Below are 20,089 nucleotides of genomic sequence, written 5' to 3'. Positions count from 1 at the left end.
CGAAAGGAAGGGTATGACCGCGACGGTCTCTCCGATCACGTCTGGCGCGCCCGACGCGCCCGAGGCAGGTGTCAGCCTCATCGACTATGTTCCCTATCGGCTGGCTACGGCGTCGGCGGCGGTCAGTCGCCTGATCGCCCGCGCCTATGAGGACCGCTTCGGCCTGACCATCCCACAGTGGCGGCTGATGTCGGTGCTGGCCGAGGGGGCGCTGACCCCGCATACGGCCGTCACGCGCACGGCGATGGACAAGGTCCGGGTCAGCCGCGCCGCCCAGGAACTGGTCGTCCGGCGGCTGGTGGCCCGCACGACGGTCCGCTCGGACCGCCGCTCGCACACCCTGGAACTCACCGCTGCCGGACGTCGCCTGTTCGCCGAGATCGCCCCGCTGGCCCTGGCCTATGAGGCGACTCTGCTGGCCGGCCTGGCCCCCAGTGAGGTGGCGATGTTCAAGCGCCTGCTGGATCACCTCGAGACGGCCGCCATCCAGCTGACCGGCGGCGAGACGATCAGCCCGCCATAGGGGTTTCGAAGGCCGTCGCTAAACCGCGCTCTGAAGACTGGAAATCGCCGGCGACGCCTGTTAGGAAGACCACCCTTCGCGGAGACGCGAAGCCTGCGGGCGTGGTGAAACTGGTAGACGCGCCGGACTCAAAATCCGGTTCCGAAAGGAGTGTCGGTTCGACCCCGACCGCCCGCACCAACTCTTTCCTTCATAGTGGACTATAGCCGCTGAGCGGCCGCCACCCGCTGCACCAACCCCCGCAGCAGCGTGCGGCCTTTCATCCACGCCCCGTGCCCCGAATCCACATTGATGTGTCCCGCCCGACCCAGGTCGACGAACTCAGACCCCCAACTCCGCGCGAACGCTTCCGCCCGCTCGAGTTCGACATAGGGGTCGTTGCGGCTGGCCACGACCAGGCTGGGGAAGGGCAGGCGCTGGCGGGGGATCGGCGAGAAGCCGACGAGCAGGCGGCCGGCCGGGCCCTCGCGATTGACGTCGGCCGGCGCGACCAGCATGGCCCCGCCGACGCCGCGTCCGCCGGTCACTTGGGCCAGGTGGCAGACCAGGGCGCAGCCCAGGCTGTGGGCGACCAGGATCGCGCCGGGGTTCTGGCGGATGGCTTCGGCCAGGCTGATGGTCCAGTCGCCCAGCAGGGGGCGCTCCCAATCCTGCTGCTCGACCCGTTGGGCGTTGGGCAGCTCGCGCTCCCAATGGCTCTGCCAATGGTCGGGGCCGGAATTGTAGAGGCCCGGCACGATCAGGATCGGCGGCCATTCTGGTTCGTAGTTGGCGCGGTCGCGGCGGGGCGCTTCGAAGAGGGCGGGCGTTGGGCTCATGGGCGTGCTCTGGCTACCCGACGCAGATGCCCGAGTCCGCCGCCGGGAGACAATTCATATCCATTCGATAGGAATTGAGAAAAGCTGGGGCGAGACCGTGATTTCGCCCCAGCTCTTTGGTCGACGGCTTAGGCCGCGATCTTGTCGCCGCGATGCAGCGGGTCGGGCAGGGGATCGCCCGACTTCACGAACTGCAGCGAGACCGAGTTGATGCAGTAGCGCAGGCGCGTGGGGGCGGGGCCGTCGGGGAAGACGTGGCCCTGGTGGCTGTCGCAGCGGGCGCAGCGGGTCTCGATGCGGACCATGCCGTACGAGTCGTCGCGGACGCCCAGCACGTGATCCTCGGCGAACGGGGCGTAGAAGCTGGGCCAGCCCGTGCCGCTCTCGAACTTGGTCTCGTGCTTGAACAGCGGCAGGCCGCACAGGCGGCAGGCGTAGACGCCGGGGCTCTTCTCGCCCAGCAGGCCGCCGCAGAACGGGGCCTCGGTGCCGTGATGCAGAAGGACTCGGGCCTCTTCGGCCGTCAGGTCGGCCTCCAGGCGTTCGCGCTCGGCCTCGGTCGGCGGCGTCAGGTCGAATCCGGCGGTTGAAAGGGCGGCTGTGTCTGTCATGACAGCCAATGTAAGTGTTCGCGCGTTCGTCCGGTAGGACCCTAGGAGGCACTCAATGACCGTCGCCGTCGCCTTTTTGCAGCCCGGCTGGGCCGATTGGGAAGCCGGGAGCGTGCTGGCCCTGCTGCGCCGCGAGCTGAAGGTCCAGATCGAGATCGCCACGCCGGACGGCGAGCCTGAGACCTCGATCGGCGGCGTGCTGGCCGCGGCCGACTACCGCTTCGATGATCCGGTGCTGAACGACGCCGACGTCTTCATCCTGATCGGCAGCGACTCGTGGGCCGAGGGCGAGAACAAGGCGGTCAGCGGCCTGCTGCGCCAGGCCTTCGCCGACGGCAAGGTGGTGGCCGGCATCTGCGCCGGAACCACGGCCCTGGCCCATGCCGGCCTGTTCGAGGGGCGCAAGCACACCTCGAACGGACAGGACTGGCTGACCAAGACGGTGACCGACTATCCGGGCGCCGAGCACTATGTCGACACGCCCAGGGCCGTCAGCGACGGCAAGGTGGTCAGCGCCTCGGGCCTGGCCCCGGTGACCTTCGCCGCCGCCGTCGCGCGCTTGATCGCACCGGAGGCCGAAGACGCGATCGCCGGCTACGAGGCGATGTTCGCGCGGGAATTCGCCGCTACCTGAGCGCCGCAACCCCCGCCCGCGCCACAACGCCGTCCTGGGCGGTCGCGCCGCCCGAAACGCCGATGGCGCCGACGATCTTGCCGTCGACCATCAGCAGCTCGCCGCCCTCCAGCGCCATGGCGCCGGTGAAGATCGCGTTCAGCGTCCCGGCCTTCACGGCGTCCTGGAAATAGGACGAGGGGCGGCGGAAGTTGGCGGCGGTCGCGGCCTTCTTGTGGGCGACCTCGCCCGAGCCGTACTGCGCGCCGTCCATCTTTTCGGTGAGGACCGGCTGACCGTTCGACTCCACCACCGTGATGACCATGGTCCAGCCGTTCTTGCGGGCCTCGGCCTCGGCGGCGGCGACCACGGTCTTGGCCTCGGCCAGGGTGATCACGCGGCTGGAATAGGCCGGGTTCGGCGCGGGGGGCGTAGCCGCCGTCTGGGCCAGGGCGGGCGCGCCGGCCAGGCAGAGACCGGCGGCGATCAGGGCGATGGTCTTCGTCATGGCAGCACGACCTCGTCGTTCAGGGCGGTGTTCTGGGGTTGGGCGGTGACGATGCGGACCCACAGGCCCTGGGCCTTCACCCCGGCCGGGATCTTCAGCTTCACCGAAGCGGTCTTGGGCAGCAGGTCCAGCGGCGCCTTCAGGGCCGGCGTCGGGGCGCTCGCCAGCACCTTGCCGGCCGCGTCGACCAGCTCCAGCCTGGCCGCCTGAGCGTCCTGGGCGCCGAGGCTGTGGACCGTGGCGGAGATGGTCGAACCCTTCACCACGACGTCGCCGCGACCGACGCCGAGGTCGGCGCGCCTGGCCGGATCGTCGCCGGCCGTCACAAGCTTCATGTCGATGACCGTGGTCTGGCGCGGAGCCAGCGTGACCTTGGTCCCCAGGCTGCGCTCGAAGGCCAGCGAGCGGGTTTCGCCCGAGCCGTCGATCGCGTCATCGCCGTCGGCGTCGAGACCCTGGCGGAGGCTCCACTGGCCGGGCGCGATGTTCCAGCCGGTCATGGTCGCCGTCACCGGCTTGTCGGTGGTGTTGTAGGCGATGACCTTGAAGCCGGTCTTGGTCGCGTCATTGACCAGCACCGCCACCTCAGCGCCGTCTACGCCGTCGAAGCGCCACGAGACGGTGTGGCCCGGCGTCATCTGCGTGCGCTTGTTGGCGATTCCGCCCAGGCGCGTGCGCTGCAGGATGTCGGACGGCAGCTCCACGCGGTCGGACCACCAGTGGCCTTCCGTGTGCATGTACATGTGCTGGGCGTTCCACTGGATCTCGTCGGCGTAGAGGCTCTCCAGGTAGGTCTTGTCGCCGGTCAGGTTCCAGGCGCTGTAACGCTCGAACGCGCCGCCCTTCTTGGCGGCGGCGATGATCTGGTCCCTGTGGGCGGCGCTCAGGCCCATCTCGGTCAGGGCGTTCTCGTTGATGCTTCCCAGCGCCTTGACGCCGGCCTTGCCGATCCGCCAGCTGATCGGGGCCAGGTACTTCCTGTCGCCGGTCAGGCGCCAGGCCTGCCAGAACACCTGGAACGGACCGTCCGCGCCCGATCCCTGCAGCACCGTGCCGCCGCGCTCGGCGTCGCTGCGCCAGTTGATCTCGTTGGGATACGAGCCGTCCTTGGCCACGTGGGCCAGATAGCCGTCGGCCAGGCCGATGATCGTGTTGCGCGCGGTCGGATCGCCGTTGAAGTCGCTGATCAGGATCGAGGGGTGGGTGATGCCGAACGAATAGGGCTTCTGCCACTCCCACGGGCCTTCGCGATACGCGATCTTGCCGCTGTACCAGTTGGTGTTGAAGTGGACGTGGCCGGCCGGGTTCCTGTCCACGACGCGGGGCAGGGCCTTGACCGTGGTGAACAGGCGCTCGACGGTCAGCGGGTCGCCGTAGTTGACGTACATCGCCTCGGAGTTGCTGTTGATGCCCTCCTCATAGGCGTGCAGTTCGTCGGTCGCGATGGTCGAGAGGCCATCGGTGAACATGCCGTTCTTGTAGACCGCGTCGGTCAGGCGGTTCAGCGAGTGGGTGATCTTGTCCGGCTGGACGCCCATCAGGGCCAGGCCCGGCCACTGCTGCAGGAGGTCGGTGTCGTCGGACAGGCCGCCGCCGAAGTCGCCGAAGTCGGCCTGGCGCTCATCGATCCACCAGTTGACGAAGCTGGAGACCAGCTTGAGGTCTTCCAACTGGCGGAAGGCCCACAGCGGCGTTCCGTCCGTCGGCTTGGGCTGCTCGAACGCTGGCCAGCCCTGGCTGCCATAGGTGATGTCGCCCCAGTATTCCCGGCCGATCTGGTTGTCGGGGTCGACCTTCAGCAGGTCCGAGATATCGGCATAGAGGCGCCGATAGAGGCCCTGGCGCTTGGAGGTGGTGTGCTCCTCGACCAGGAAGGCCCAGTTGTCCTTCACCTGGTTCAGGCGGTCGGTGACGTGCTCGGCCTTGGCCTTGTCGCGGTCCTTGAGGACAAGCCGGATCCTGGCTCCGTCCAGGGCCTTGGGCCCGAACTCGGCGCTGTCGGCGGCGAGGGTCAGGTACAGGCTGTCGGAGGTCAGTATGCGGTCGCGCAGGTCCAGCCAGACGGTGCGGGGCTCGTCGGCCTTCACCGAGACGCTGACATCGATCATGTTGCGGCCCGGCCAGATCGGGTCCTTGACCTGGATGTTCAGCGGGATGATGGCGCCAGCGGCGCCAGGCAGAGAAGGAATGTCGATGGCCACGCCGTCCAGGCCGTCGCGGGCGTTCTCCCAGCCATAGGCCCAGTTGCGGGCCAAGGCTTGAGCCGCCGGCGCATCGCCGAAGCCCGACGGGATCAGCACGTGGACGATGGGCAGGCCCCCAAGGGCTGGCGAGCCCGCGAGGTCGCCGGCGGGCCGCTTGCGGCTGGGCGCGCCCTCCGGCAGGGCCACCACCGTGGCGCGCTCGCCGGCCGGGTGGCGGCCGGTGATATAGGCGTTGAGGGCGGCCAGGTTCAGATAGTCCGGCGCGACGTCGGCGCGGACCACGTAGCTCATCTTGAACGCGTCCTTCGGCTCCGCGCCGGCGGTGACGTTGTAGGCCCAGATCTCCTGGATCGGGGTTTCCTGGGCGACGTTGGTGAAGGTCAGGACGCCGCCGGTCAGCGGCTTGGCCAGGGTGTTGACCGTACGCTGCTGGTCCTTGGCCCGCGAGCCGACGCTGGCGCCCTTGTCACCGGCCTTGGCGGTCCCAAGGGGCGACCAGCTGAGGTCGCCATAGGCCGGCCCCTGGATCTCGATGCGGTTCACCGGCTCGTCGGGCAGGGTCAGGGTCAGGGCCTTGCCGCCGTCGACATAGACGTTCCAGTCCGGCAGCTGGAAATAGTCGTCACGGCCGGGCAGGCGAGAGCGGTTGTAGACGCCGGGCCAGGTGGTTTCGGGAATGCCGTCGGTGGCCTTCCACATCCATTCCTTGATGTCCTTGGCGTCCTTGAACTCGACCTTGCGGATCGTGGTCTGGGCGTCGGTCAGGAGCGGCGGCAGGGTCTTGGTCCAGCCGTAGCGCTGCTTCCAGGCGGCATGGACGGCGGGGTTTTCGAGCGTGGCGATCGGCGCGGTCGTCGCCGGGGTCTCGTTGCGGGCCAGGGCGGCGATGGCGTCGGCCGCCAGCGGGCGGTCGTAGACGCGCAGCTCGTCCAGGTCGCCGCCGCGCGTGAAGTTATAGCGGCTCTGCACCTGATGCGGGGCGATCACGCGGCCGGCGACGCCGAACTGATCGAGGCCCGAGTCATAGACGGCCTTGGCCTCGGTCTTGGCGGCCAGCTTGCCGTCGACGAACAGCTGCACGCCGCTCGTCTCGTCCCAGGTGAAGGCCAGATGCGTCCAGGCGTCCGCGGCCGGGTTCCTGTCGAGCTTGAACGACACGCGGGTGCGCGAGAGGCCGTTGTCGGTGACGAAGGCGTCGAAGCCGTGGCCGTTCCAGTCGATGCGCAGGAACGCCATGTCCCAGCTGGAATGGTCGGCATAGCCCACGCGGAAGATCACGAACGGCGCGACCCCGACCGGATAGCCCGAGCGCCAGAAGAACGAGAGGGTCCCGCGCTGGGCCTGGATGTTGCCGGGCGCGTTCCACGAGACGACGCCGTCGTCCTCGGCGTGGAAGCCCTTGCCCGCCTTGCCATCGGCGATCGGCGTGACCTTGTCGGCGAAGTTGGGGACGGGGTCACCGGCGGCGACGTCGGCGACCAGACCCTTGTCGCCCGAGACCTTGAACAGCAGCGCCGGCTCGGCCGCCAAGGGCGCGCTTTGGGCCGCGGCGGCGTTGGCGAGGATCAGCGCACACGCCGATCCCAGGAAAATCGCCTTCATCTTTGGTCTCCTCCCGGTGGCGTTTCATCGCGGTCGCCGCACTAATGGAAACCGGTGTCATGCCTGGGGGCTGGTTTAGCGCCCCAAGGGCAAGCTTGCAAACCCGACGGGGACTGATAGGCCGTGCCGCAAGGCACAAGATCTTTGGGCGGAAGTTGCGATGTTTTCGAAGATACTGATCGCCAACCGGGGCGAGATCGCGGTTCGGGTGATCAAGACGTGCCGTCGGCTGGGGATCGCGACGGTGGTGGTCTATTCGGACGCCGACGCGGGGTCGCTGGCCGTCGAGATGGCCGACGAGACGGTGCATATCGGGCCCTCGCCGGCCAATCAGAGCTATCTCGTCGCCGACAAGATCATCGCCGCCTGCCAGCAGACGGGCGCGCAGGCGGTGCACCCGGGTTTTGGCTTCCTGTCGGAGAACGCCAGCTTCGCCCAGCGCTGCGCCGACGAGGGGATCATGTTCATCGGTCCCAATCCCGGCGCCATCCAGGCCATGGGCGACAAGATCGAGAGCAAGAAGTTCGCCCAGGCTGCGGGCGTGTCGTGCGTGCCGGGACACATCGGCGAGATCGCCGACACGGCCGAGGCGGTGACGATCTCCGAGCAGATCGGCTATCCGGTGATGATCAAGGCCTCGGCCGGCGGCGGCGGCAAGGGCATTCGGGTGGCCTGGAGCCGCCAGGACGTCGAGGAAGGCTTCCCGGCCGTGCGCGCCGAGGCCAAGGCCAGCTTCGGCGACGACCGGATCTTCATCGAGAAGTTCATCGAGAGCCCGCGCCACATCGAGATCCAGGTGCTGGGCGACAAGCACGGCAACGTCGTCCACCTGTTCGAGCGCGAGTGCTCGATCCAGCGCCGCAACCAGAAGGTCATCGAGGAAGCGCCGTCGCCGCTGCTGGACGAGGCCACCCGCGCGGCCATGGGCGCCCAGGCCGTGGCCCTGGCCAAGGCGGTGAACTATGACTCGGCCGGCACGGTCGAGTTCGTCGCCGGCCAGGACAAGAGCTTCTTCTTCCTGGAGATGAACACCCGCCTGCAGGTCGAGCATCCGGTCACCGAGCTGATCACGGGCCTCGACTTGGTCGAGCAGATGATCCTCAGCGCGGCCGGCCAGAAGATGGCCTTCGAGCAGAAGGACCTCTCGATCAACGGCTGGGCCATCGAGAGCCGCATCTACGCCGAGGACCCCTACCGCAAGTTCCTGCCCAGCATCGGGCGGCTGGTCCGCTACGCCCCGCCGGCGGAAGGCGAGAAGGACGGCTACACCATCCGTAACGACGCGGGCGTGCGCGAGGGCGACGAGATCTCGATGTACTACGACCCGATGATCTCCAAGCTGTGCGCCTGGGCCCCGACCCGCCTGGCGGCGATCGACGGCATGGGCCGGGCGCTGGAGGACTTCCACATCGAGGGCCTCTCCCAGAACATCCCGTTCCTGGCCGCGGTGATGGACCAGGCCCGGTTCCGGTCCGGCAAGATCTCGACCAACTACATCAAGGACGAGTTCGCCGACGGCTTCGCCGGGACCGAGCCGACGTCTGAGCAGATCGACATCCTGACCGCCGTCGGCGCGGCCATGCAGCGGGTCCACGCCGCCCGGGCCCGGTCCGACGCCTCGGGCCTGGCCGGTCCGCCGCGCGCCGAGTGGGTCGTGGCCGTCGGTCCCGCCAAGCGCCGGGCGAAGGTGGCCGGCGAGAACGGCGACGTCACCGTCGACCTGCTCGACGAGGGCCGCGCCCTGACCCTGACCGACATCGACTGGCGTCCGGGCAAGCCGGTGTTCAAGGCCGCCCTGGGCGGCAAGGCCTTCACGGTCCAGGTCTCGCCGGCCGCCGAGGGCTTCACCATCCGCCACCGCGCCGCCAAGGCCCGGGTGCTGGTCCTGACCCCGCGCAACGCCGAACTGCACGACAAGCTGCCCGAGAAGCAGGCCGCCGACACCTCCAGGCTGGTGCTGTCGCCGATGCCGGGGCTCGTGGTCTCGATGGACGTCGCCGCCGGCCAGCAGGTCCGCGAGGGCGAGGTCGTCTGCGTGCTCGAGGCCATGAAGATGCAGAACATCATCCGCGCCGAGCGCGACGGAACCGTCAAGGCCGTCAACGCCAAGGCCGGCGATCCCGTCGCCGCCGATGAGGTCCTGGTGGAGTTCGCGTAAGGCGACTTGCGACCTCAGGTGGAGTTGATAGCTTCGCCTTATGGCGAAGAAGAATCAGTTCCTGCTTGATGGCCTGTTTGGGTTCGACGGCCGTTTCCGACGGTCGGAGTACTGGATCGCCAGCATCGGTCTGACGATCGTACGCCTTGTGGTCCTGCTCGTGATCTGCGGCGTGCTCGGCATGGGGCTGACCGAGGCTTCACGGCTGCCTTTGGTGCGTCATGGTCTCGATCTGCTATTCCTTTGGCCCGCCGCAGCGATCACGATCAAGCGCGGGCACGACCGCAATCGGTCGGCTCTCTTCACCAGCGTCATGCTCGTCGTGCTCTATGGCTCCGGTGTGGGTCTGACTCTCCTGACCCAGGGCGGAAATCAGCTGGCGGTCGCGGGGGTGAGCGTTCTGCTGCTGCCGTTCATGCTCTACATGTTCATCGACTACGGGCTGATCAATGGGACCAAGGGCGACAACCGCTATGGCCCGTCGCCCAAGGTGACCAGTACGAATACGACCCTGGCTCTCGACTAGGGGCTCTTTCTCCCTCGCGGCCTAAGCCCTAGATTGTCCGGGTCGGCGAGCGGTCGACTCGAAGAGGGCGGGCATGAGCGATCGTAGCGAATGGGCGGAGCTGTTCCTGTCGTCGAACGGCAGGCTGGCGCGGACGCCGTTCCTGATCGCGGCCGGGGTCCTGATCGGCGTGGCGGTGCTGTATGAGGCCATCGCCGGCTACACCCTGCACTGGCTGACCGGCTGGCTGGTCTATCCGGCCCTGCTGTTCTCGGGCGCCTGCGTGCTGTCCAAGCGCCTGCACGATCGCGGCCGCTCGGGCTGGTGGTCGCTGCTGGTGTTGGTGGCGGTGATCGCCGTCTGGCCGCAGCCCGAGCACTTCCTGGATTTCATGTTCTGCCTGGTGATCGTCTGGGCGATCGTCGAGCTGGGGGTCATGGGCGGCGAGCAGGGCGCGAACCGCTATGGGGCGAACCCGCTGAAGACGATCTCGATCTAGGTTCCTCTCGCCCACGAAGGCGCCCACGAAACCCTCTCTCATGGAGAGAGGGAGGGGGCCCGCCGCCGTAGGCGGTGGGAGGGTGAGAGGTTTCACCGTCGGCCGGGGAAGCCTGGACCGTTCCGCCGCGCGTTTCGTCAGCGCCTCGTCCGGAGAGGGTGTAACCTCTCACCCTCCCACGCCGGAGGCGAGGGCCCCTCCCTCTCTAAGAGAGAGGGGATTGAGGGCGCTGTATCCCCGTGTTCGCGGCGCCGAACCCCACGAAATCAATGACTTGTCGATTTTTCGCGCCGCTGAATGATCCGCGTTGAATCCGCCGCGATAATCAAAGCCATCCCCGTCGCGGGGGAGGGCGTTTGGATCCGGCCCAAGACGGCGGCGGGGGTAGGTTGAGCGGGGCCGCTGGCGGTTCCTGGAGGCTCGAAAGTCGCCCCGTCCGTACTCTTTAGGCGGATCGGCTGGCGAACGGGCAGTCTCCGGGGCCAAACCATCAGCGGATCGACAGGGCGGTGATCGTACAAGCCGCCTATCGTGGATCGTCGGGGTCGAGACGGATGTAGCCGATCGACTTGGTCCGCGCCCGTCCGGGGGTAAACGGGGACCCGAGCAGACAACGCTCACGCCTCCCGACCTCACGGGCAAGAACAGCCTGGCGGAGCGGTCAGCGAGCCGAAACACACAAACCACTACGGTCCCCGGGTTCGCCCGGCCGCTCCGTCGCCTCCCCACACGCCTTCAGCGGCTAAGCCGCATGAGGATGAAAACGCATGACCCTAGATCGGCGCGTCCGCGTCATCGACCGGGCCGAAGATCTTCTGGAAGCTGGCCTTCAGGGCCGCGTCGGCCTCGTCCAGGGTCACCGGCAGGCCCAGGTCGACCAGGCTGGTCACGCCGTGCTCGGTCTGGCCGCAGGGCACGATGCCGGAGAAGTGGGAAAGGTCCGGCTCCACGTTCAGGCTGATTCCGTGGAAGCTGACCCACTTGCGCAGCTTGACGCCGATGGCGGCGATCTTGTCCTCGCGGCTCCAGCCCGCGCCCTTGCGCTCGACCCAGACGCCGACCCGTCCGTCGCGCAGCTCGCCGGTGACGTTGAAGGCCGCCAGGGCGTCGATGATCCAGGCCTCCAGCGCCTCGACGAAGGCGCGCACGTCGCGGCCGCGCTTGGTCAGGTCCAGCATCACGTAGGCCACGCGCTGGCCGGGGCCGTGATAGGTGAACTGGCCGCCGCGACCGCTCTCGAACACCGGGAAGCGGTCGGGCTCGATCAGGTCGCCCGGCTTGGCCGAGACCCCGGCCGTGTAGAGCGGCGGATGTTCCAGCAGCCAGATCAATTCGCCTGCCGTTCCGTCGGCGATGGCGGCGGCGCGGGCCTCCATGGCGGCAACGGCTGCCGGGTAGGGGACGTAGTCGGTCGAAACCGCCCACCCAACGCTTGCCGCGTCCTCGCGCCCCATTGTCGGAAGCCCAGTATTTTCAGCGCTTAACGGGAGAGCAAGCATGTGGCCCTAATCTTGCGATCGAGACGGCGGCGACCCGGTCGGTCGCGTGTGTCAGTTCAAGGGTCTTACTTCGTGAGCCAGGTCAACGCCGTCAATGTCGAGATCTCCGTCCTGCTCGGCCGGTCGATCCTTCCCATGCAGCAACTGCTGCGCATGGGCCGCGGCGCGGTGATCCCGCTGGACGCCAAGACTAATGACGAGGTCTGGATCCTGGCCAACAACCACCCGATCGCTCGCGGCGAAATCCAGATCAGCGATGATCGTATCGCCATCCAGGTGACCCGCGCGGCCGACGTCTACGACTACATGGCCGGCGGCGCGTAACCTTCGGTTGCGCTCAAGGTCGGGCATGCCAACATAGCCTCCCAACGGAGGCCTCATGCGATATCGACGCGCGATCCTGATCCTGGCTGGCTGCGTGCTGGCCACCAGCGCCGGGGCGGCGAGTCCTTCGCGCAGCGGCTACTTCGATTCCGTCCGCGTTTCGGCGGAAACGGGCGACGAGGGCGGCATCCAAATCCAGGTCAATGACGGCCCGTCGCCGACCGTGGATGTCTCGCTGTGCGAAGGCGCCTGCCACGACCCGATCCGGTTTCCAGCCAAGATCAAAGGCGACCGGATCAGCTTCCTCTACGTGGAGCCATTATTCGACTTGAAGGGCGCCAAGGCCGGCGAGACCCGCGCCAAGGTCGAGGGCCGCTTCGTTTCGCGGGGTCTGCTTCTGAAGATGGATTTCCTCGACTCTCCGGACGACGACAAGAACGCCTACGCATTGATCCCGCGTCGCAAGCGCCAGCCGTGAGGGAAGATCGCGCGGCGACTTCCGCGACATATCAACTCGGCTCTTCCCAAAGCTGATTCAGTTTGCTACCAGCCGCCCCTCACCACGATGCGGTCGTGGCGGAATTGGTAGACGCGCAGCGTTGAGGTCGCTGTATCGCAAGATGTGGAAGTTCGAGTCTTCTCGACCGCACCAGTGTTGAACGCAGAATAGAGCGCTCCTGGCGAAATCGGTTTCCGACTCGCTAGGGGCGCTCTAATCGTTTCTGGCCCTGATTTCGCCTCAGGGTCGCTTCATCGGACGCAGCCCACGAACCCACGCGCTCTTAGAGCTCAGGAGGCCCCCATGACCCGGGAAACCGCCGAACTGACCGACGACGTGCTGGATGACATCCCGCTGGACCAGATTCCGCTGGCCAAGTCCGAGACCCCCGAGGAGCTGGAAGATCTCGCCCTCGGCGACGACTACGCCCTCAATCCCGACTATGTCGAGATGGTGATCGACGCCGCCGACAGCGGCGACACCAAGCGTCTGCGCGAGCTGGTGGGCGCCCTGGATCCGGCCGACGTCGCCGACCTGATGGGCTTCCTGACCGCCGACTACCGCGAGCAGGTGATTCCGCTGCTCGACCCCGAGGCGCTGGGCGAGATCATCTCGGAGCTGGAGGACAACATCCGCGAGGAGGTCCTGGAGGCCACCCCGTCCGTGACCCTGGCCCGGGCGCTGGAGGAACTGGACACCGACGACGCCGCCGACGTCATCGACGACCTGGACGACACCAAGCGCTTCCAGGTGCTGGCCGCCATGGGCGAGACCGACCGCGCCGCCATCGAGACGACCCTGTCCTACGAGGACGAGACCGCCGGCCGCCTGATGCAGCGGGAATTCCTGGCCGCGCCGGAATTCTGGACCGTCGGCCAGACCATCGACCACGTCCGCGACGCTGGCGATCAGCTGCCCGAGCTGTTCTTCGACGTCTATGTGGTCGATCCGACCTACAAGCCGGTCGGCGCGATCCCGATCAGCATCCTGCTGCGCAGCCGTCGCGACACGCCGCTGGCCGAGCTGATGGAAGCGGCGACCGAAATCGATGTCGGCATGGACCAGGAAGAGGTCGCCTACATCTTCGACAAGTACCACCTGATCAGCGCCCCGGTCATCGATCCGGGCGGACGGCTGGTGGGTCAGATCACCGTCGACGATATCGTCGAGGTCATCCGGGACGAAGCCCAGGAGGACATCCTGGCCCTGGCCGGCGTGTCCGACGCCGGCCGTGACGCCTCGGTGATCGAGATCGTCAAGTCGCGCCTGCCGTGGCTGATGCTGAACCTGGCCACCGCCACCCTGGCGGTCAGCGGCGTGGCCATCTTCCAGGCCGAGATCGCCCAACTGGTGGCCCTGGCCATCCTGATGCCGATCGTCTCGTCCCTGGGCGGCAACGCCGGCACCCAGACCCTGGCCGTCGCCGTGCGCGCTCTCGCCAGCAAGGAGCTGACCACGGCCAACGCCCGCCGGATCGTGTTGCGGGAGCTGCTGGTCGGTCTGGTAAACGGTGTGTGTCTGGCCCTGGTCATGGGCGCGGCGACCTATCTCTTCTTCGGACCCCAGGACCATCACGGCAAGCTGGCGATCATCGTCGGCTCCGCCTTGATCGCCAACATCTTCACCGCCGCCCTGGGCGGCATCCTGATGCCCCTGGCGCTGGAGAAGATGGGGCGCGACCCGGCGGTGTCCTCGTCGATCTTCGTGACCTTCCTGACCGACTTCACCGGTTTCTTCGCCGTGCTGTTGATCGCCGCCCTGCTGCTACACTGACGGCTTTCTCGCGCCCCTAGGGAAAACTGGCGCCGACCTTGCGCTGAGACAGGCGAACGCATCCGCGTCTGTCTCAAACTGGGTCAAACTCCGCGATGAAACCGCGCCATCAGGTCACCCGGACGGCCGTCGATCTCATCAAGAGATTCGAGGGCTACCGTCAGAAGGCCGCGCAGCTCCCCGACGGGCGCTGGACGGTCGGCTATGGCCACACCCTGACCGCTCGCGAGGGCGCCTCCGTCTCGGAAAAGGACGCCGAGGCCCTGTTGCTCTATGACCTGATCTCGGTCGCCCACTCGGTCAACGAACACACCTACGCGCCGCTGAACCAGAACCAGTTCGATGCGCTGGTCTGTTTCGCCTTCAATATCGGTCTCGACAACTTCCTCCGCTCGGGCGTGCTGCGCCGGATCAACGAGGGCTCGCTCCTGCAAGCCGCGTGCGCGATGGAGATGTGGCGCAAGGCCGACTTCGAGGGCGAGCGGATCGTCATCGACGCCCTGGTCCGCCGCCGTTCGGCCGAGAAGACCCTGTTCCTGACCCCGGCCAACGGCGAATGGGTGCCCGCGCCCAGCTCCGTGCTGCGCCCGAAGGTCGATTACGACGCCAGCTGCGCCGTGCCGAAACAGACTCCGGTCGCCGTCAATGCTCGCACCGAGGGCGACCGCGTCGTCGCCGAGCGCGAGGAGGGCCTGCCGCTGAACGTGGTGGCCCCGGAAGAGGACGGCCCGACGGCCACCGAACAGTCGGCCGCCGCGGTCGCCGCGCGCCTGGAGGCCATCCTGCCGGAGACGCCTCTGGCCGCCTCGACCACGACCGCGCCCACCCCGGTCGTGCGCCAGGACGACCTGGGGCTGCCGGAACCCCCGGCGCCGGCCCAGCCCACGGTCGCCGAGCCCGCGCCGGTCCTGTTCCAGGACGAGACGACCACGGCCCCGATCGAACCGGCTCACACTGAGTCCCCTGTGGCCGCTCCGGTCGAGTTCACGCCGTTCCGTCTGACGCCGCAGCCGGTCGAGGAAGTCGAAAAGCCGACGCCGGTCGAAAGCTTCGCCCCGGCCTCGCAGCCGGTCCCGAGCGAGCCGACCCTGTTCGGCGGCCCGGCCGTCAATTCGTCGGTGTTCAACCTCGGCGGCTTCTCGACCAGCGAAGAGGTCGACCTGCGGCCGATGGACGTCTCCATGGTCCCGGCCGAGGCCCCGCGTTTTGGCAATACCAGCCTGCTGGTCAGCCTGGGCATCCTGGGCCTGGCCCTGTTCGGCGGCGGCGTTTTGTGGATCCTGACCGTGGCCGCGGGCTCGGACAGCGGCGTGAAGATGTTCGGCTACGGCGCCAGCATGATTGGCGCGATCTGCTTCGTGGTTTCGGCCTATCTTCTGCTCCGCCGCCTCGCCGGCCCCGATGCGAGCGACGACGAATAGTTTTCTTTGCTTCCCGAGAGCCTGTCAGGTCAGATCGCGATCTGACCTGAAAAACAGGCTCTCTCTTTTCGTGGTAGCGCGCTAACCGCCGAAACCGGCAACCACTTTCGGCTAGCGCGCTACGGGAAACTGAGCAAGAACGCCCGCAAGGTTCAGCGCCTTGCGGGTGTTCGTGCTATGGGAGGACGTATGAACACCAATTTCGCACCCTCGATGGATTTCGCGCTGGGTGAGACCGCCGACGCGATCCGAGAGACGACCGCGCGCTTCGCCGCCGACAGGATCGCGCCGCTGGCGGCCCAGATCGACGAGACCAACGAATTCCCGCGTGGCCTGTGGGTCCCGATGGGCGATCTCGGTTTGCATGGCGTCACGGTCGAGGAAGAGTTCGGCGGCCTGGGTCTCGGCTATCTGGAGCACGTGGTGGCCATGGAGGAGGTGTCCCGCGCCTCGGCCTCGGTGGGGCTGAGCTACGGCGCGCACTCCAACCTCTGCGTCAACCAGATCCGCCGCTGGGCCACGCCCGACCAGAAGCAGCGCTATCTGCCCAAGCTGATCAGCGGCGAGCACGTCGGCTCACTGGCCATGAGCGAGGCCGGTTCGGGCTCGGACGTCGTGTCGATGAGGTTGCGGGCCGAGCAAGTTGGCGACTGCTACGTGCTGAACGGCACGAAGTTCTGGATCACCAACGCCCCGCACGCCGACACCCTGGTGGTTTACGCCAAGACGGGCGAGGGCAGCCGCGGCATCACCGCCTTCATCGTCGAGAAGGGCATGAAGGGGTTCAGCGTCTCCAAGAAGCTGGACAAGATGGGCATGCGCGGCAGCGACACCGCCGAGCTGGTGTTCGAGGACTGCGAAATCCCGGAAGAGAATGTCATGGGTCCGGTCGGCGGCGGCGTCGGGGTGCTGATGAGCGGCCTCGACTACGAACGCGCCGTGCTCAGCGCCGGTCCGCTGGGCATCATGCAGGCCTGCCTGGACATCGTCCTGCCCTATGTCCGCGACCGCAAGCAATTCGGATCGCCGATCGGTTCGTTCCAGCTGATGCAGGGCAAGATCGCCGACATGTACGTGGCCCTGAACTCGGCCCGGGCCTATGTCTACGCCGTAGCCCGCGCCTGCGACGCCGGGAAGACCACGCGCTTCGACGCGGCCGGCGCGATTCTGATGGCGTCCGAGAACGCGGTGAAGGTGTCGCTGGAGGCCATCCAGGCCCTGGGCGGGGCGGGCTATACCAAGGAGTGGCCGGTCGAGCGTCTGCTGCGCGACGCCAAGCTCTATGATATCGGCGCCGGCACCAACGAGATCCGCCGCTTCCTGATCGGCCGCGAACTGATCGGGGCCTAGGACGCCATGAAAAAGGGCCGCCCCGATTGCTCGGGACGGCCCTCCATCGTCGTGGCCGCTTTCGCAGCGCGTGACTTAAAACCTTGGGCGCTCAACGCCTAGGCGGAGACCTCACTCGCAAGGCTCCAGGTCACGACTTGCGACCGCGGTTGGAGACAATGAGACACTGGTCACCTCCTTTCAGTTGGTTGAACAACACAAGGAGAATATGGACCCGATTTCGCGGATGAAAAGAGGGAAGCGACCGCGACGGGACGTCGCGCCGTCCGTGCTCAGATCGCCAGCAGCCTGAAGCCCACCAGAATGGCGGCCCATAGAGCCAACGCCGCGCCGATGGTCAGGGCGCGATTGAAACTGAGGCGACGAACCCCGGGCGCTTGAGCCTCATGGCCGTTCTGCGTGAGATTGATCGGCGTAAGCATGCCGCGTGAATCCTTCCCTTTGATCCCTCTGTCGGGGCTCTGACTCGGACCGTATGGTAAATCCTCGCCTGTGAGAAGAATTCTTCACAAAAGCCTTCGGTTGCACGACCGACAAATTGTCGCAGGCTGAGATGGGAGCGCCGATGGCTAGCTGGGATCCGGACGTTTACGCGCTCTATCGCCGCTATCGCGAGCGACCGGCGCTGGATCTGCTGACCGCGATCCCCCACGACCTGGAGCCGCGCGAGATCTGGGACCTGGGCTGCGGCCTGGGCGAACAGGCGGCGCTGCTGGCCGCGCGGCATCCGGGCGCGCGGGTGCGGGGCATGGACTCCAGCCCCGAGATGCTGGCGCGGGCCAAGGCCTTGCCGGCGCGGGTCGAGTGGGTGCTGGGCGACATCGCGAGCTTCGCGCCCGAGGTTCCGGCCGATCTGATCTTCAGCAACGCCGCGCTGCAGTGGGTGGACGACCACGCGAACCTGATCCCGCGCCTGGTCGCCAACCTTGCCTCCGGCGGCGTGCTGGCCGTGCAGATGCCGGTGGCCGACGGGCTGGGCTGGCGCGGCGCGTTGACCGATATCGCCGCAGACGGGCCGTGGGCGGCGCGTTTCACCGGCGTCGAGGGCGTGCGCCACGCCAATCAGCCCGAGGACTACTACGCCTGGCTGGCTCCGGCCTGTCCCGAGGTCGACATCTGGACCACGACCTATCTGCACGCCCTGCATGGCCAGGATCCGATCGTCGACTGGACCATGGGAACGACCCTGCGGCCCTATCTGGACGCCTTGCCGGATGGCGAGAAAAAGCCCTTCCTTGACGCCTGGCGGGCACGGCTGGCGCGCGACTATCCGCGCCGCGCTGACGGCGTGACGCTGTTCCCGTTCAAGCGGCTGTTCATCGTCGCCCGGAAGGCGTGACGCCAGCGCGCTTCTCGGCCAGGCTGGGCCGGCGGCGCAGTTCGTCGACGGACCGGTTCAAGGCGTCCAGCGCCTGGCTGGCGGCGATGTAGCCGGCTTTCACCGCCGGCTCGAAGGCGCGCCAGTCGCGGATGTCGACGCCTTCCAGTTTCGGCGTGATCAGCACGTCGGTGGCCTCGCGGGCGGCGGCCAGGTCGCGGCCCGTGGTCACCGTCGCCGCGCGCATCAGCAGGGCCACGATCGGCGGGCCCTTGCGCCATTCGCCCGAGAGGATCCAACTCCAGAGCGAGGGCGGCGCGACGATGTCGTCGGCGGTGATGCTTCGGCCGCGGGTGACGTCGACCCCAACGATTGGGCCCAACTGGAAAGACCGCATGACGTCGGCCGGGAAATTCTTCATCACGGCCCCGTCGACCAGCACCTGCCCCTTGTCGGTGGCCGGCGGCAGCACGCCCGGCAGCGAGATCGAGGCCCGCAGCGCCGATTGCAGGTCGCCGGTGCGGTGTAGCTGGTAGGCGCCCGAGGTCAGGTTCGACGACACGCAGAAGAACGGCAGCCACAGGTCGCTGATATCGACCGTGCCGAAATGCTCGTCCAGCCGCGCCTCGACCTTCTCGCCGCGGGTCATGGCGATCAGGGGGAAGGCGATATCGTCCAGGGGACTGGTGTCGACGAAAGCCTTTCGGATGCGGTGCTCCAGTTCTCCGTCGTCCCAGCCCATGGCGATGCCGGCCGCCACGATGGCGCCCATCGAGGCGCCGCCGACGAAGTCGATCGGCACGCCCCGCTCGCGCATCGCCTGGATCGCGCCGATGTGGGCGTAGGCCCGCGCGCCACCGCCGGAGAGCACGAGGCCCACCGATTGGCCGGTCAGCACCCGCGCCAGGCGCTGCATGTCGGCCACGCCGTTTTCACGCAGATGGAACAGCCGTGCGGCCTGGGTCGCCGCCATCCAGGCGGCCGAGCCGCTGGGCCTGGCCAGGCTGGCCGATTGCAGCAGGATCAGGTCCACCAGCCGCTGGGCCTGCAGCGGGCCCGAGGCGTAGGAGGGGATCTCGGCCGGCGGCGTGCGGTCACCGCGTCCGACCCGGAACAGGCGATCCACCTGACGGCCGACCACGTGCTTCCAGGCGGTCTCGTCGGCCTCGGCGACATAGAGGACGAAGTCGTGCTCGCGCTCGACATTGCTGAACCACTCGGTCGGGGCCAGCAACGACTCGCCGCCTTCGACGGTGACCGAATAGCCCAGGGCCTCCATGCAGCGGCCGAGGCGGTCGACGACCGGCCGAATGGCCAGGCCAGGCTCGATGGCGATAAAGCCGAATACCGACGGATCGCCGATCGCCGCTTGCGTTTGGGCCTGGCGGGACCGGCGGATCATCAGCCGCGACAATTCCAGCATCACGTGCGGGTCCGCCTCGGCCGCCTCGAAGAAGTCGTCGCGGGGCAGGGACACGACCTCGCTGTCACGCAGAGCCACCATGTAGGCCGAATGCGCGCTGCCGCCGACCAGGGCCATTTCGCCGGCTGGCTCCCCGGGGCGGATGACGCCCAGGAACTGCGGCTCCTGACCCTCTTCGCGGCGGAAGGCGCCCAGGCGTCCGGTCTTCAGGAAATAGAGCTGGTCGGCGTCCTCGCCGGGCCGAAAGAGGGTCGCTCCGCCTGGCAGCGAAAACCACGCGGCCGCCCCGGTCCGCCGCTCTCGGGCGAACAGGCGGGCCAGGGCCGAGTCGTCGGGCAAGGGCGTTTCCACGGCGCGGACGCTAGCCCAGAGCGGCAGGCTTGACCACGGGGACGCGATCAGGCGCAACTGTTGATCCCGTACATGAAATGTCCGAGAACG

At 67.6% G+C, this 20,089-nt stretch carries 17 protein-coding genes, 2 tRNA genes and 2 pseudogenes; 13 read left to right on the top strand and 8 right to left on the bottom strand.

What is annotated here, in order from left to right; all coding sequences use genetic code 11:
• Positions 1-13: 13 nt before the first annotated feature.
• Both ACHMW8_RS25795 and ACHMW8_RS25790 read left to right on the top strand, forming a co-directional pair.
• Entirely contained in the window at positions 14-523 is a 510-nt protein-coding gene (locus ACHMW8_RS25795; RefSeq protein ID WP_395444220.1) for a MarR family winged helix-turn-helix transcriptional regulator, read from the top strand.
• A gap of 95 nt (positions 524-618) precedes the next feature.
• A tRNA-Leu gene (locus tag ACHMW8_RS25790) sits at positions 619-703 on the top strand.
• Between the two features lie 20 nt (positions 704-723).
• On the opposite strand, the gene ACHMW8_RS25785 is transcribed toward ACHMW8_RS25790, so the two are convergent.
• Both ACHMW8_RS25785 and msrB read right to left on the bottom strand, forming a co-directional pair.
• Positions 724-1,341, bottom strand: a complete 618-nt coding sequence (locus tag ACHMW8_RS25785; RefSeq protein ID WP_395444219.1) for an alpha/beta hydrolase — start codon at positions 1,339-1,341, stop codon at positions 724-726.
• Between the two features lie 128 nt (positions 1,342-1,469).
• A complete protein-coding gene (gene msrB, locus ACHMW8_RS25780) occupies positions 1,470-1,952 on the bottom strand; it encodes a peptide-methionine (R)-S-oxide reductase MsrB (RefSeq protein WP_125158613.1) in 483 nt (160 codons plus the stop codon).
• Between the two features lie 55 nt (positions 1,953-2,007).
• On the opposite strand from msrB, the gene ACHMW8_RS25775 reads away from it, so the two are divergent.
• Complete coding sequence (locus ACHMW8_RS25775) at positions 2,008-2,586, top strand: type 1 glutamine amidotransferase family protein (protein ID WP_395444218.1); 579 nt, start codon at positions 2,008-2,010, stop codon at positions 2,584-2,586.
• Here the strand turns inward: ACHMW8_RS25775 and ACHMW8_RS25770 are convergent.
• Entirely contained in the window at positions 2,579-3,073 is a 495-nt protein-coding gene (locus tag ACHMW8_RS25770) for a heme-binding protein (protein WP_125158611.1), read from the bottom strand. The genes ACHMW8_RS25775 and ACHMW8_RS25770 overlap by 8 nt on opposite strands.
• Positions 3,070-7,018, bottom strand: a pseudogene (locus tag ACHMW8_RS25765) (LamG-like jellyroll fold domain-containing protein). The gene ACHMW8_RS25770 and the pseudogene ACHMW8_RS25765 overlap by 4 nt, the downstream one beginning before the upstream one ends.
• A gap of 21 nt (positions 7,019-7,039) precedes the next feature.
• On the opposite strand from ACHMW8_RS25765, the gene ACHMW8_RS25760 reads away from it, so the two are divergent.
• The 3 genes from ACHMW8_RS25760 to ACHMW8_RS25750 all read left to right on the top strand — a co-directional run bounded on the left by ACHMW8_RS25760 (position 7,040) and on the right by ACHMW8_RS25750 (position 10,041).
• Entirely contained in the window at positions 7,040-9,037 is a 1,998-nt protein-coding gene (locus ACHMW8_RS25760) for an acetyl-CoA carboxylase biotin carboxylase subunit (protein ID WP_395444217.1), read from the top strand.
• A gap of 40 nt (positions 9,038-9,077) precedes the next feature.
• Positions 9,078-9,563, top strand: a complete 486-nt coding sequence (locus tag ACHMW8_RS25755; protein ID WP_395444216.1) for a DUF805 domain-containing protein — start codon at positions 9,078-9,080, stop codon at positions 9,561-9,563.
• A 73-nt stretch (positions 9,564-9,636) separates the two neighbouring features.
• Positions 9,637-10,041, top strand: coding sequence for a DUF805 domain-containing protein (locus tag ACHMW8_RS25750; RefSeq protein WP_125158607.1), 405 nt, complete (start codon positions 9,637-9,639; stop codon positions 10,039-10,041).
• Between the two features lie 773 nt (positions 10,042-10,814).
• Here the strand turns inward: ACHMW8_RS25750 and lipB are convergent.
• A complete protein-coding gene (gene lipB, locus ACHMW8_RS25745) occupies positions 10,815-11,540 on the bottom strand; it encodes a lipoyl(octanoyl) transferase LipB (protein ID WP_395444215.1) in 726 nt (241 codons plus the stop codon).
• A 12-nt stretch (positions 11,541-11,552) separates the two neighbouring features.
• On the opposite strand from lipB, the gene ACHMW8_RS25740 reads away from it, so the two are divergent.
• The 6 genes from ACHMW8_RS25740 (at position 11,553) to ACHMW8_RS25715 (ending at position 16,907) form a co-directional block, all read left to right on the top strand.
• Positions 11,553-11,864: a FliM/FliN family flagellar motor switch protein gene (locus ACHMW8_RS25740; protein WP_125159378.1), complete on the top strand. Its 312-nt coding sequence runs from the start codon at positions 11,553-11,555 to the stop codon at positions 11,862-11,864.
• A 55-nt stretch (positions 11,865-11,919) separates the two neighbouring features.
• Positions 11,920-12,342: a hypothetical protein gene (locus tag ACHMW8_RS25735; protein ID WP_395444214.1), complete on the top strand. Its 423-nt coding sequence runs from the start codon at positions 11,920-11,922 to the stop codon at positions 12,340-12,342.
• Between the two features lie 89 nt (positions 12,343-12,431).
• Positions 12,432-12,516 (top strand) — tRNA-Leu (locus ACHMW8_RS25730).
• A 150-nt stretch (positions 12,517-12,666) separates the two neighbouring features.
• Positions 12,667-14,136, top strand: coding sequence for a magnesium transporter (mgtE, locus tag ACHMW8_RS25725; RefSeq protein WP_395444213.1), 1,470 nt, complete (start codon positions 12,667-12,669; stop codon positions 14,134-14,136).
• A 95-nt stretch (positions 14,137-14,231) separates the two neighbouring features.
• A complete protein-coding gene (gene spmX, locus ACHMW8_RS25720) occupies positions 14,232-15,557 on the top strand; it encodes a lysozyme-family localization factor SpmX (protein ID WP_395444212.1) in 1,326 nt (441 codons plus the stop codon).
• A 189-nt stretch (positions 15,558-15,746) separates the two neighbouring features.
• Complete coding sequence (locus ACHMW8_RS25715) at positions 15,747-16,907, top strand: isovaleryl-CoA dehydrogenase (RefSeq protein ID WP_395444211.1); 1,161 nt, start codon at positions 15,747-15,749, stop codon at positions 16,905-16,907.
• Positions 16,908-17,005: 98 nt separating this feature from the next.
• Here ACHMW8_RS25715 and ACHMW8_RS25710 read toward each other — a convergent pair.
• Positions 17,006-17,091, bottom strand: a pseudogene (locus ACHMW8_RS25710) (hypothetical protein).
• Positions 17,092-17,179: 88 nt separating this feature from the next.
• Positions 17,180-17,329, bottom strand: coding sequence for a hypothetical protein (locus ACHMW8_RS25705; protein ID WP_395444210.1), 150 nt, complete (start codon positions 17,327-17,329; stop codon positions 17,180-17,182).
• Positions 17,330-17,472: 143 nt separating this feature from the next.
• On the opposite strand from ACHMW8_RS25705, the gene ACHMW8_RS25700 reads away from it, so the two are divergent.
• Positions 17,473-18,246 (top strand): methyltransferase domain-containing protein, encoded by a 774-nt coding sequence (locus tag ACHMW8_RS25700; RefSeq protein WP_395444209.1) that lies wholly within the window; start codon positions 17,473-17,475, stop codon positions 18,244-18,246.
• Here the strand turns inward: ACHMW8_RS25700 and ACHMW8_RS25695 are convergent.
• Positions 18,224-19,999: a patatin-like phospholipase family protein gene (locus ACHMW8_RS25695; RefSeq protein ID WP_199743598.1), complete on the bottom strand. Its 1,776-nt coding sequence runs from the start codon at positions 19,997-19,999 to the stop codon at positions 18,224-18,226. The two genes, ACHMW8_RS25700 and ACHMW8_RS25695, sit on opposite strands and share 23 nt — an antisense overlap.
• Between the last annotated feature and the right edge of the window lie 90 nt (positions 20,000-20,089).

The sequence above is a fragment of the Caulobacter sp. UC70_42 genome (assembly GCF_044056025.1).
Classification (GTDB): Bacteria; Pseudomonadota; Alphaproteobacteria; order Caulobacterales; family Caulobacteraceae; genus Caulobacter.
The sequence above is the reverse complement of the archived record's forward strand: the minus strand, read 5'-3'. Positions and strand labels throughout refer to the sequence as shown.